This is a genomic window from Aeromonas sp. s6 (assembly GCF_040907815.1).
GTDB classification, from domain to species: domain Bacteria; phylum Pseudomonadota; class Gammaproteobacteria; order Enterobacterales; family Aeromonadaceae; genus Aeromonas; species Aeromonas caviae.
This window is the reverse complement of sequence record NZ_JBFOCN010000116.1, coordinates 1-11,211: the sequence shown is the minus strand read 5'-3', so window position 1 is coordinate 11,211 and position 11,211 is coordinate 1. Positions and strand designations below refer to the sequence as shown.

The window sequence follows — 11,211 nt, the reverse complement described above, 5'->3', positions numbered from 1 at the left end:
CAAGGTGCCGGTGGCGGCGTCCAGTTTCTGGTTGACCTCGGTAAAACTGGCCTGGGTCTCGTCGCGCAGCGCCCGCACCACATCCATTTCAATCTGGCCGGTGCCGGGATTAACCGTGAAAATGGCAGCGCGAAGATCGCCAATATCACTCTGTACACGGTCAATCTTGCCGTGCAGCTTGTCTTGCTGCAGGACGGTATCGATGCCCATCTGGCCCAGGTGATTCTGCTCATCGCGCAGCAGGTTTTCGGTCTGCTTTGACCGCTCATCAAGGGCCGACAGGGCATCACCCAGGCCGGTCATCTGCTGGTCGATGACGGGCACCCGTTCAGCAATCGGCGCGACGGTTTCGCTCAAATCGGTGAACTCGCGCTCGACCAGCTCCAGTTTGCCAATGATGTCTGGGATCGCCTGGTCAACGATGTCCGCGATCTGCTCGATGGGCTTGCGCAGCTCCTCGCGCAGGTGTTCGCCACCGATCTCCCCATCCAAGATGTCGAGAATGGAGGCGGCGTCGTAGGAGGTTTTCCCGCTGGCCGCAAACAGACCAGATTTGCCGTAGGCGTTGACGGCCCGCAACCACACGTAATAGGTGGTGTCTGGCTGCAACCCTTGAAACGTCATGAACGCACCCAAGCCTGCATTGGTGGCCTTGGTCTGCACCTCGGCCAGGGGCAGCTGCACTTTGCTCCACCACCATTCGCAGAGGGTGCCGTAGGACTGGCCACCGGTGAACACCGGGCGGAAGGCCAGGGACCAGTTGCCTGCCTCAACCTCGACCCCCACGGGGATAGCGGGCACCTGGATGGTGAAATTGACCGACGCAACCGGCGACGGGGCGCCGGTCATGGCGATGGCGCGGACTTGGCCCACGTAGTTTCCGGCCGCCAGGCCATTCACCCGGCAAGATTGCCCCGGCACCTGGGCAGTCAGCACCACCACCGGGGGCTTGCCGGGGTCAAGGCGCTGGATGATCACCTGGTTGTAGGCGATGGTGCCGATGTTGCGCCAGGACAGCACGCCCTGGATCACCTCGCCAATCTGTTCCACTTCATACCGGAGCTGATCCGGCATGGTCACACCGCCCGAGGGTAGCTCGGTGATTTCCGGGCGCTCCATGGGCTTGCCAATGGCGTCAGACCAAAACAGCGGGCTCTCTTCTCGCAATGTGAGCTCGACCCCACTGGTCAGCGAGAACGACCAATCGACCACCCGAAACTCGGGGCCATTGATGCCCAGAGCCGGGATGTAGAGTCGGATCGAGCTGCCGGGGCGATAGCGCCAGCCAGAGAGGTTGATCGGGCATGTCACTGTGCGGGCGGCGCGGCGCTGACGCAGCATGATATTCGCCAGACGCTGGGCCTGGTATTCGCTGGTCACACAGCGCAGGTCGAGGTCTTCCAGCAGGGCAAGGCCGCCGTCCTCTTCCACCCATTCGTTGACAATCACCGCCGGGAAGTCGGTCTTCTTGAAGGTGATCGGGTCAACAAATGTCCCGGTCACCTGGTTGATTTTCTCGCTGCTGGCTGGCTCCGGCAGCAGCTCGCTATCCCCGATAATCTGGTGCGCCCGGATCTCGTCGCTGGCAGGCCCGTAATAAGCCCCCGCGATGATGCCGTGCTTGCCGCCTATGTAAGTCGGCTGGCCGGCACACGCCATGTGGAGTGCTTCCAACACCTTGGATCTGGCTTCGCCCAGATCGAACTCCACGTTGGCCGTATAGCGGGGCTCCCGCGTCCCATCCGGGCGCGTGACCAGTTCATCGCAGATGTTGGCAGCCACGATGAACTCGTTCATGCGGATCTCATCGTCCGGCACGTTCAGCCAGGAGCGGTAATAGTCGAGGATGACCAGGGCGACGTTATCACTCCACTTCCATTTGCTGTCCCTGGGATCCCACACCTCCTTTCCGAACTTCTCCACCTTGATGTTGGGGAGCCCCGCCGGGAACTTCTGGGGGTCGAACTTGAGTGACAGGCGCAGCCAGGTGATCCCTTGGCCAATCATGTCTTCCTTCCAATCGGCACACTTGGCCAACATGAAGGGGTCGCAGGTTTTGCGGTCGGCATGGAGTTCGTAGGACACCAGATCTGAGAACTCACCGATCAGGTCATCGCCCAACCAGATGCTCCCGATGCGAGACAACTTATGCCCGGCGAGTACCAGGGCCAGGTGCAGCCACTCCCCTTCATCCTGTTCCCCGGCCTGTTCGGCAGCGAACGACAGCAACCCGGACGAGATCACACGGCCATAGACACAAGTCTTGTCGCTGGCAGCAGCTCGCAGCACCTGGCTGCGCTCGCTGGCGCTCCGATAGTCAGAGAGTGACGGCTTTTTCGTCGTCAACATCATGGTGGCGGTGGCCACCGCCGTGCCGATGGAAAGCGCCATGCCCACCGTGACAGCCGTCACGGCAGCATAAGCGCCCGCGCCAGCAGCGGCACCAGCGATAAGAGGGACGGCAGCAGCGGGCATTATTCAACTCTCCAGGCAATGAGGGGGACTTGATCCGGGATGGGGCGGGCGCCTTGCTCTGTCATGGCCCAGACTTGGCCAGCCCACATGACCCCGGCGGTGATCCCGTTTGGGCCATCAAACACCAGGGCATCGCCGCGCTGGGCCATGGCAATTGGTACACGGACAAACAGCGCATCGAGGGCGGCCTCAATGCTGCCGTGGGTCTTTGCAAGCACCCGCTTGGCGCCGATCTCGGTGGTGTAGCGCCCCCGGTACTGGGCAGCGGGATCCTTGTCGCAAGCGGCAAGGCACACGTCAGCGACAAACAGACAGCAATCATTTTCACCCCAACAAAAAGGCCGCTCGGTGGCGGCCTGAATGGTGGTGATGATGCGGATTTGCCAATCTGGGTGGCGCATGGCGGTCAGTCCTCATAGTTGAAACTCGGGGCATCTTTCTTGGATCCCCAGTAGATGGAACGGTCAGCCATCTGGTTCTGATAGCGGAAGAAGCGATCATTCGGGTGAATGCGGCGGTGGCTTTCGTCGGTGTTGCGTAAGTTGAGGCCCTTCTGCCAGTCCTCAAACTTGTTCGAGATGGTGAGCTGGATGGTGTTGGTTCGCCCTGCCTTGATGGGGGTTTGCGCTATCTTGCCGCTAAACTGCAAACAGGCATTGAGGGGGGTGCCATCAGGGCCAAGCACGACCAGATAAAGCCACGCCATTCGGTCAACGATGCGCTCCCTCATCACCTCGGCCAGCAGGGCGTTGTCCAACCCCGTCAGGGTGACGCTCAGCTTGGTTGGCGAGGTGGATATCTGTTCTTTCTGGGGGCTGACCGCCCCCAGGGCACCTACCCCGTAATACACCTCACCACCCAGCACCAGCTCCCCCAAGCCCGAGTGAAGGCGGCTCATACCGCTCACCAAGTCCAGCTTGAGGGCATAGAGCGCTGTCACGTTTGGCTGATTGAGGGCGGCGATCACATCAGGATCAAGGCCGGTGATCATGGATAGAAACTCTCCTTGAACTTGAGGGTGCCGAGATCACGGCGAAGGCCAGACGGGCGACGAGATTTGCCACCGCCATCGAGGCGAAACACCCCCATGGGGCGCTCGACCACCAGGGGGGTGCCGCTCGGGTGGCTCTTGCGCAGCATGGGGGCAAACGCAATCCGGGCCGCGCCAGACTGATCCGACCAAACATCTGCCGTGACCCGCTTGAGCTCATCGCCCACCTGTAGCCAGTCGCCGTCCCGCAGTACCAGGGTCGAGGGCTCCCACCCTCTGCTCGTCATCGCGGTGCGCATGTTCAACGCCTCACTGACGATAGGGGCACCATGTACTGGCTGTTTGGGGTGAGCGAAGTCCCACAACCTGACCCGGTTGGTTTTGCCATCCAGCTTGGCGATGAAGGCTTCCAGGCGACGGGCAACAGCGGGCTCCATCTTGCCCATGGTCAGCTCCATCAGCCACTTGCTGCCCGGGGTGGCGACGGTCTGCTCTGAGCCGTCAAACGGCGATTCAAATACCCGCCCCATGGTTTCCAGGTCGAGGGCGTTTTCCCGCACCCTGAACTCGGCGGGCCAGTCATAGATTTCCATCGTTATACCCCCAGCATTCGACGCGCCTGGCCATTGCTGCCAAGGTCTTCGATGAACATGTGGTAACCCCGGAGGGCGGCCTCGGTGATCACCTGATTGCGGTCGGTGTCGGTCATGTCGGCACTGAAATGAAAGTGCTGCTCAAACACCGCGCCGCCGCTGGCCGCCACGCCTCCCCCACTCATCAACTGGTCATACATCTGATCGATACGCTGGGCTGATTTGTTGGTGTAAACCCGCTCGCCGGTATTGAGCAGCCAGGTTCCCTCCCGGGGGATGGTGTCGATGCCGTCATGGGCCATGCCTGCAATGGCCGTCCCGGCGACGATGCCGACCGATATCATGGTCTGCGCCTTGAGCATTGCGCGGGCAGACTCAGCGGCGAGCAGGCCGCCGGTCATCGCGGCAAACGCAGCCGCCCCGGCCTCTGCTTGCTCACCGGCCACCAGGATAGACGGTATTGCCAGCAGCTTCTGAGCAGCCAGCAGTGCCTTCATGATGAAGGTCTGCTCTTTGCCCGACTGCTGGAGCATGTCAGTGGTGAGGCTGAGGGTCTGGCTGGTAAAGTTGAGCATGTCGCGGGCAGCTTGTTGCTGGGCGGCTTTCTGCCTTTCAACGCGCTGGCGCTCCTGCTCGGCAAGCTGATCCTGCTTGCGCTGATCCGCCTCCAGCTCCTTGGCCATCGCCTCTTCGCGCTTGGCCATGTAGTCAGCTTGCTGCTCGGCGAAGTGATCCGCCTCCTTCTGGCGGTACTCCTCTCGCAGCTCACTCAGGCTCTCATAGCCGCGGCGCCGCAGTTCGGCCTCGCTGACCTGCAGGCTGTCGATTTCTGCCAGGCGCTCCTCATGGGAGAGGCGCAGCTTGTCCAGCTCACTGGCGAATTGCATGTCCAGGGCACTGAGACGGGCCTCCCCCTGCTCCAGCAGCTTTTTGTTGTCAGCGCTGGTATCACGGGAGCTAACCGGTTCCGGGGGCTGGTACTCCGGTTGCTCACCAATCCCGAAGCGCTTCTTGCCATACGCTTCCTGAATCCGGTCTATCTCTGCCTCAATCTCGGCGCGGCGCTGCTGGAGCTCCGGCAGGGCAGCGCGGCCCGCCGTGTCGCCCAAAATGGCGTCAAGCAGGCCGACGCCGCCGAATGCCTTTTGCTCCGACGTCTCTTTGATCTGGTCATCCAGATCCTTGAGTTCTTCACGCAGGTTCCCGAGGCGACGGCTCATGCCGTCGATGGTGCGGGGGTTGTCGGCCCAGCTGTCGAACAGCGTCCCCCAGTAGCCCACCGCGTAACTCACCTTGTCGGTCAGCCAGTCGATCTGCTCCGAGGCCCCCAGTACCGCTTTGGCAAACGACCCTTGCAGTTTCAGGCCCACATCGTGGAGCTGCTGATCCATCTCCTTTAGCTGACTGATATCGGTCTCGGAGAGCGCAGCGTTGAGATTCCGATAGTGCCCGGTCAGGCGTTGAAGTTCGGCGCCGTTATTGCGCAGCAGGGGTTGCAGGGTGGAGACATCGTTGGCGATGGACTCTAGGTAAAACACCTGCTCGGCGGCGGAAACGTTGGTCTTGTCCATCGCATCCTGCATCGCGATAAGGGCATCGGGGCCGCTCATCTGCTGCAGTTTTTCGATGGTCAGCCCCACCTTTGGGGCGATGTTGGTCATCCAGTCGGCAAACTCGCCACCGCCGGTGGCCGAGAAGTCGCCCAACTTGTCCTGCACGTCCTTGAGCATGTCAGCCAACTGATCGCCGCTGACATTGTATTGCTCGGTGGCGTAGGCCAGCTCCTGCATCCGTTCGACGGTCACCCCCGCCTTGTTGGACATCTGCTCCAGTTCGCGTCCCTGCTGGGCCAACGAACTGACCGCCGAGGCCATGCCGACCGCCGAGCCCACCACGCCGAGCACGGCTCCCTGCATCAGGCTGAAACCACCGATGATGGCCTGGGACCTCTGCGAGATCAGATCGGCGGTTTCCCCGAACGAGCGACCAAAATTGAATGTCGAGTCTTCGGCACTCTTGGCGTCGGCAGCATAGCTTTTCAGCACGTTCGCAGCGGAGCGGACATCGGCAGGCAAGGACGAGAGATCCGCGCTGAGGAGCACCCGAAGGTCAGCAATCTGGGTCGATGACATAGGTTCTCTCTACTCCCGGGATGAAGGCGGCCAAGTTGGCGATCTCCTCGTCACTTTGTTCAACCACCACGGGTTCGGGGCGGTTATAGAAAAATTCTGAGGGACTGACCCAGTGCTCGGCCTTGAGGTGGACATTCAACAGCAGGGCGCAGATCTGGCCGGTTTCGTATTGGCGGATCCGATAATCGGTCGGGTGCTTTGAGAAATCAGCCACCCAGTCCAGGTACTCAGCAGCCGAAAACTCGCTCAGCCAGCGCCGCCAGTCTGCTCGACCAAACTGGCGGGCTAGGCTCAGGATGAACGCCTTTTCAGCCGCTAAGCCTTTTTTGGGTCGGCTGGCTCCTTTGCGTCACCCTCTTGCGCCGTTTTCTCTTCCTCGGCGGCAGGTGGTTGTGCCAGGCCGCTCAGCTCCTTGACCGCCAGGGCCAGACGCATGATGTGATCGGGCAAGGGGTAGGAACGGATCACCCTGGCTTTGACTTCCTCGATAGATTCCGCCGGATGCAGGTACTGCAAGCCAAACGCCGCCATGGTGGCGTTCAGCTCATAGACCACCCTCTGCACCTGCAGGGTGTATTTATGGGCGGCCTTGTCATCCCCTTCCGGGGGCTGGGCAGGCCACTCGACGTCCGCCAGATAGGTCTGGTAGTCGAACAGTTGCAGGGCCGTCAGCGCCCGCACGGTGACATCAGACTCCAAGCCACGGGGGGTCCGCAGCTTGATGGTGCGGCTATCAATGTGTGGCTCGGTCATGCGGCGGGGTTCCAGTCAGTCTCTGCCGGGGATTGGCGGCCAGAGAGGGAGATTTTTACCGAACGGGTGATGGTCTCTTTCGCCTGGACGGCCTTGCCAACGCTGCTGACAAAGCCATAGAAGCCATCCCACGCCCCATTGGGGTATTTGATGAAAAACCAGCGAGGGGCTTGGGCCAGCAGGTTCACCAGTTGTTTCTGGGTTGCTTCCGCAGGCTTCCAGGCCAGGGTGATCGAGAGCTGACCCGGGTCGATTTGACCGGCAGTTTTCTCTTTCCACTGAGGGTCCGGCGCGTCCAGGTACGCATCTTCTTGCTCTTCGGCGCTCATCTCGGGCGGCGTCAGCTCTTTGACATCAGCCAAACGGATAACCGCATTGCCGGTGGTGGGGTCCGGCTTCTCGGTGCCAGCAGCGGCCGCCATGAAAAATTGAGTACCGGCGCCCTTCACCGGCTTGGTTGCATCAGTCATCAGGGTTTGCTCCAGGTCGCGTTAAAATTGAGGGTCAGGGACGCAAGGCCAGTGCCACGGTCATCTGCCCCGTATTGCCAGCCAGCTGATGCCAGCCCTTCGAGCAGCAGCCCGCCGAGGGCGTCCTCAGCCAGCGGCGCCAGCTTCTCAGCCAGCTCGTCCAGATCGGCGTCCGCCTGGTTGGTTTCGGCCACATAGAGGGAGACCATCAGCAGGGCCTGATCGCTCTCCCCATCCAGGGAGAATTCACCATCGCCACCTTCCAGGAAGTAGCAGAACGCCAGAGGCAGATCTTCGGCGGCGACGTCTACCGGGCGGGAGGGATACACCTCGCGCAGCTCGGGCACACAGGCTTTCACCCGAGCGGCCAAGGCCGCCCGGATGTCGGTTCGGATTGTCATATTGAGTCCAATAAAAAACCCGCCGAAGCGGGTTATCGTGATGGGGTTTGCCGTTTGGCGTCCCAGCGGTTGAACATGCCATTGAGGATAAGGGTCATGCCGACTGTGATGACAAATCCCAGCCAGCCGCCCTGAAAGGTGCCCAAGCCGATCAATGCCAACATCAGCAGGGCGACCACGATTTTCAGGATGATCATGAGCTCTCCTTGAGTGAAGATCAGAATCCTATCCTCATTTGAAGGTCAATTGAAGCTGACGCAACAGCGCCCGCTGCATTTCGCGGGGCATGTCACGGGCCATCCCAGCTTTTGATTCCCGTTCATAGTGCTCGGTGATCGGGGTCACCAGCGGGATCCGCATCACCTCCAGGGCATGACGGCCTTTGCCGACCCGGCGCAAGATCTGCCAGCTCTTGAGCTTGGTGGCCGCATAGCCACCGCCTCGGCGGTACTCACCAAACCCCTGGCCGCCATCGGCCACAAAGCCGCCAGCCACCCGATGGCGACCGGCTTGCATATCGCCCGCCTGGTAACGACCACCGCGCCGAGTGAGCCGCTGCTGGGCAGGGCCAAGCCGGATCATGGGGATAGGGCGGCGGCGCACCCGGATGGTGGCCGAGGGCTTTTGCTGCGAGGCTTTGAAGATCTTCACCCGGGGGCGCAGCAACTTGGCGGGCACCAGCACCCGGCTATCCTTGGCGGTCAGCCGGATAGCCCGACTGGACGCGCCAGCCGCCACCCGGTTGACCGCCTGGGCACTCGCCTTCGGCACCAGTTTGGCCGGCAGCGCATCGAGGCTCGCCAGCGCCTTGTCCAGACCTTGTTTGATGGCCATGACACCTCTACCTGATGGGGATGATGAGCTGGCCGTCTCGCATGAATGGCGGTTCCCTGACGGAGGTGACCAGCGACATGCCGGGGATCTCCACCTTGTCGCCCGACTTGAAACGCACCCCAGCCGGCGGGCTGCTCACAGCGAGCTCGCGCAGCACGGTCGCCACCTGGGCAAACGCATCAGGCTGTTCGTCATAGAGGACGGTCAGCGGCTGCCCAGCGACAACGGCAGGGATACCCATCGCCTGGTCAACGGCCACGTTGAGGCGACTGACAGCCCGCTGCCAGCGGGCGCCGGTCACCATTACTGGACGATCAGGGCGTCGGCATAACCGCTGGCGCCGCTGCTAACCAGCTTGCCGAAGTCGTCCGCGTCCTTGGTGGTGTCCGCGACCAGCTTGGCTCCATCCCACTTGACGGCCGCACCGATAGTCAATGCGGTGTCGCATGGGAGAGACCAGACACCGGACAGGGCGCCGGTAAACTCGGCGCCAGCGGCAGCGGTCTCCAGCGGGACAACGGTCAGAGCGCCCATCTTGATAGGCTTGCCGGCAACCACGCCACCGGTCGGGGCGATAAATGCCAGCTGGGTGCCGGCACAAACGAAATTCTTTGCCATGTTGTTATTCCTGTTTTTTGCCAAAAAGATGGCCCGCCAGATGGCGGGCCATTCCCATTACTTGCCGTTCGACTTGACCAGGCCGCGATAGTCGAGAGCAGAAACCCCCGCATCGATGCGAACCTTGGTGGTCACGCCGTCAACGGTGAAGCCTTCCTGCTGCTCAATCCAGGGCGCATCCATGCCGTCCAGATAGGCCACCTCAACCGTGTCGCCACCCTGCGCAGCCAGGAACCACTGGGCCACATCGCTATCGGAGAGGCGCGGCTCACCGATCACCTCGGCGAAGCCCTTGAGCGGGTTGATAATGCCGGAGTTGGCATCGGCGCCGGGGACGGAAGTGCTGTTGATCAGCTGGAACGCGGTATCTTCCAGCTCAGTCGGCACCAGAACAAAGCCCGGACGGATGTTGAGAGCGCGACCCTTACCACCTTCTGCGGCCGCCTTCTGGCTGCGCATCAGCGCCTTGGCAGCAGAGAGTGCCTTGATGCTCATGGCAGAGTCTGCGCCGCTAAGCAGGTTGTGGTGATCGGCGTGGAACAACGCCTTGTTGTCCGGCATCTTGATGTTCTGGGTCAACACGGCATAGACCAGATCTGCGATGGTGCCACGCGCCGCCGCCCCCATCAGTTTCGGGATGCGGGTCAGCAGGTCGAGGTCATCGTTGATGATCGCCTGGCGGGTGATGCAGAACAGCTCGCCGTAGGTTGCCAGCTGGATGGTGGCACCGGTGTCGTTCAGGGTGATGTGCTTGTACTCAGCACCCTCGCGCACTTTGCGCAGGCTGGCGATATCACCCAAGCCGACACGCTGGGCCACCTTGAAGTCGGACAAGGTGCCCTTGCGCGTCCACTTCTCGAAGGTCTCGTTGGCGGATTCCCAACCTTCCAGCACTGACTTGTTGGAAACATCCATCAGGATCTTGCCAAAGTCGGAACTGGTGTGGGTGAAGGCCATGCCGACATAGTTCATCGGGCTCATGCCGGAGGTGGATACCCCGCGACCTTCCAGTGATGCCCGCGCCAGCTCGCGCAAGCTGAAACCGTCATAGCGGTTGTCACGCTCTTTCTCTGCATGACCACAGCGGGCCATCAGGGAGGCGCGAACAGAGTCGCCGATCAGGTTGCCGTTGCCAGCGTGGATATGCACGGTGGAACCCAGCGGGCCGGTTTCACTGGCGCCGGTGCCCAGCGCGGCCTTGATTTTCTCTTTCGCAGCGGCGGCGGAAACATCCATATCAGCCAGGCACTCGGCCATCAGCTCAGGGAAGCGGCCGCCGGTCAGCGCAAACAGATCCTGAATGTCATTGCGGCGAGCCTGCTCCTGTCGCTTGAAGGCAGCGACAGCATCATCACCAGCGGGCTGCTGGGGTTGGCCAGGCAAAACGGCGGTCGTGGTGGGATTGGCCGGTACAGGAGCAGCTGTGCCAGCGTTCGCTTTGGCGCCGAACAGGGTTCGGGCCTGGGTAGGAATGTTGTTAAAGTCTTTCATCTTGTTCTCGTTCACGTAGGCGGCAGCCGAGATCGGCTCTTCCAGGACATCGACAAACCCCATCTCTTTGGCCTGCAGGCCATCGAGCCAGGTATCTGCCGACAGTAGCGCGGCCAGCTCCTCGCGGGGCTTGCCGGTTTTCTTCTCGTAGGCGTTGAGCAGCAGCGCCTCGTTGCGATCCAGCCAATCGGCCAGATCTCGCAAGTCGTCCGCATTGCCGACTGCGCCAGACCACGGCTTGTGGATCATCACCCAGGCATTGCTCGGCATATGCACGGTGGCATTGGGCAGGCAGAGAATGACCGAGGCCATACTGGCCGCCAGGCCATCGTTCCAGATGTCGATCTTGCAGGTGAGGCGGGCCAGGGTGTTGTAGATGGCAAACCCGTCCATCACATCACCGCCGGGGCTGTGAATGTGCAGATTGATTTGCTTGGCACTAAACACCCCGGC

Annotated in this window: 14 protein-coding genes; all 14 read right to left on the bottom strand. The window is 61.5% G+C overall.

Going from position 1 to position 11,211, the window contains the following annotated elements:
- The coding region (locus tag AB5Y50_RS17615; protein ID WP_368163124.1) for a hypothetical protein at positions 1-2,475 on the bottom strand (2,475 nt) is incomplete at its 3' end.
- Positions 2,475-2,876 (bottom strand): hypothetical protein, encoded by a 402-nt coding sequence (locus AB5Y50_RS17610; RefSeq protein ID WP_069784448.1) that lies wholly within the window; start codon positions 2,874-2,876, stop codon positions 2,475-2,477. The genes AB5Y50_RS17610 and AB5Y50_RS17615, both read right to left, overlap by 1 nt.
- Positions 2,877-2,881: 5 nt before the next feature.
- On the bottom strand, positions 2,882-3,466 hold the full coding sequence (locus AB5Y50_RS17605) for a hypothetical protein (protein WP_171865159.1): 585 nt from the start codon (positions 3,464-3,466) through the stop codon (positions 2,882-2,884).
- Positions 3,463-4,059 (bottom strand): hypothetical protein, encoded by a 597-nt coding sequence (locus AB5Y50_RS17600; protein ID WP_368163122.1) that lies wholly within the window; start codon positions 4,057-4,059, stop codon positions 3,463-3,465. Before AB5Y50_RS17600 ends, AB5Y50_RS17605 begins: the two co-directional genes overlap by 4 nt.
- A gap of 2 nt (positions 4,060-4,061) precedes the next feature.
- The gene (locus AB5Y50_RS17595) at positions 4,062-6,191 is read right to left on the bottom strand and encodes a hypothetical protein (protein WP_368163121.1); all 2,130 of its coding nucleotides are present in this window, start codon (positions 6,189-6,191) and stop codon (positions 4,062-4,064) included.
- Positions 6,169-6,486 (bottom strand): phage tail assembly protein T, encoded by a 318-nt coding sequence (locus AB5Y50_RS17590; RefSeq protein ID WP_185219236.1) that lies wholly within the window; start codon positions 6,484-6,486, stop codon positions 6,169-6,171. Before AB5Y50_RS17590 ends, AB5Y50_RS17595 begins: the two co-directional genes overlap by 23 nt.
- 20 nt (positions 6,487-6,506) lie before the next feature.
- Positions 6,507-6,944 carry a hypothetical protein gene (locus tag AB5Y50_RS17585; RefSeq protein WP_210558255.1) on the bottom strand — a complete coding sequence of 146 codons (438 nt, stop codon included), beginning with the start codon at positions 6,942-6,944 and terminating at the stop codon, positions 6,507-6,509.
- Positions 6,941-7,414 (bottom strand): phage tail tube protein, encoded by a 474-nt coding sequence (locus tag AB5Y50_RS17580; RefSeq protein WP_113724907.1) that lies wholly within the window; start codon positions 7,412-7,414, stop codon positions 6,941-6,943. Before AB5Y50_RS17580 ends, AB5Y50_RS17585 begins: the two co-directional genes overlap by 4 nt.
- Positions 7,414-7,815, bottom strand: a complete 402-nt coding sequence (locus AB5Y50_RS17575; RefSeq protein WP_263686288.1) for a phage minor tail U family protein — start codon at positions 7,813-7,815, stop codon at positions 7,414-7,416. The genes AB5Y50_RS17580 and AB5Y50_RS17575 overlap by 1 nt, the downstream gene beginning before the upstream one ends.
- 32 nt (positions 7,816-7,847) lie before the next feature.
- Positions 7,848-8,012, bottom strand: coding sequence for a hypothetical protein (locus AB5Y50_RS17570; protein ID WP_164915513.1), 165 nt, complete (start codon positions 8,010-8,012; stop codon positions 7,848-7,850).
- A gap of 34 nt (positions 8,013-8,046) precedes the next feature.
- Positions 8,047-8,649, bottom strand: a complete 603-nt coding sequence (locus tag AB5Y50_RS17565; protein WP_323914440.1) for a phage tail protein — start codon at positions 8,647-8,649, stop codon at positions 8,047-8,049.
- A 7-nt stretch (positions 8,650-8,656) separates the two neighbouring features.
- Positions 8,657-8,890, bottom strand: a complete 234-nt coding sequence (locus AB5Y50_RS17560) for a hypothetical protein (RefSeq protein ID WP_323914442.1) — start codon at positions 8,888-8,890, stop codon at positions 8,657-8,659.
- Positions 8,891-8,952: 62 nt separating this feature from the next.
- A complete protein-coding gene (locus AB5Y50_RS17555) occupies positions 8,953-9,267 on the bottom strand; it encodes a DUF2190 family protein (RefSeq protein WP_282414868.1) in 315 nt (104 codons plus the stop codon).
- 57 nt (positions 9,268-9,324) lie between these two features.
- Positions 9,325-11,211: ClpP-like prohead protease/major capsid protein fusion protein (locus AB5Y50_RS17550; protein WP_368163111.1), on the bottom strand; the 1,887-nt coding region annotated here is incomplete at its 5' end.

What these genes read in the sequence shown, in the direction of transcription:
- AB5Y50_RS17570 (WP_164915513.1), bottom strand. Translation starts at nt 8,012, where the DNA reads ATGATCATCCTGAAAATCGTGGTCGCCCTGCTGATGTTGGCATTGATC.
- AB5Y50_RS17580 (WP_113724907.1), bottom strand. Translation starts at nt 7,414, where the DNA reads ATGACTGATGCAACCAAGCCGGTGAAGGGCGCCGGTACTCAATTTTTC.
- AB5Y50_RS17585 (WP_210558255.1), bottom strand. Translation starts at nt 6,944, where the DNA reads ATGACCGAGCCACACATTGATAGCCGCACCATCAAGCTGCGGACCCCC.
- AB5Y50_RS17555 (WP_282414868.1), bottom strand. Translation starts at nt 9,267, where the DNA reads ATGGCAAAGAATTTCGTTTGTGCCGGCACCCAGCTGGCATTTATCGCC.
- AB5Y50_RS17565 (WP_323914440.1), bottom strand. Translation starts at nt 8,649, where the DNA reads ATGGCCATCAAACAAGGTCTGGACAAGGCGCTGGCGAGCCTCGATGCG.
- AB5Y50_RS17605 (WP_171865159.1), bottom strand. Translation starts at nt 3,466, where the DNA reads ATGATCACCGGCCTTGATCCTGATGTGATCGCCGCCCTCAATCAGCCA.
- AB5Y50_RS17600 (WP_368163122.1), bottom strand. Translation starts at nt 4,059, where the DNA reads ATGGAAATCTATGACTGGCCCGCCGAGTTCAGGGTGCGGGAAAACGCC.
- AB5Y50_RS17575 (WP_263686288.1), bottom strand. Translation starts at nt 7,815, where the DNA reads ATGACAATCCGAACCGACATCCGGGCGGCCTTGGCCGCTCGGGTGAAA.
- AB5Y50_RS17560 (WP_323914442.1), bottom strand. Translation starts at nt 8,890, where the DNA reads ATGGGTATCCCTGCCGTTGTCGCTGGGCAGCCGCTGACCGTCCTCTAT.
- AB5Y50_RS17610 (WP_069784448.1), bottom strand. Translation starts at nt 2,876, where the DNA reads ATGCGCCACCCAGATTGGCAAATCCGCATCATCACCACCATTCAGGCC.
- AB5Y50_RS17595 (WP_368163121.1), bottom strand. Translation starts at nt 6,191, where the DNA reads ATGTCATCGACCCAGATTGCTGACCTTCGGGTGCTCCTCAGCGCGGAT.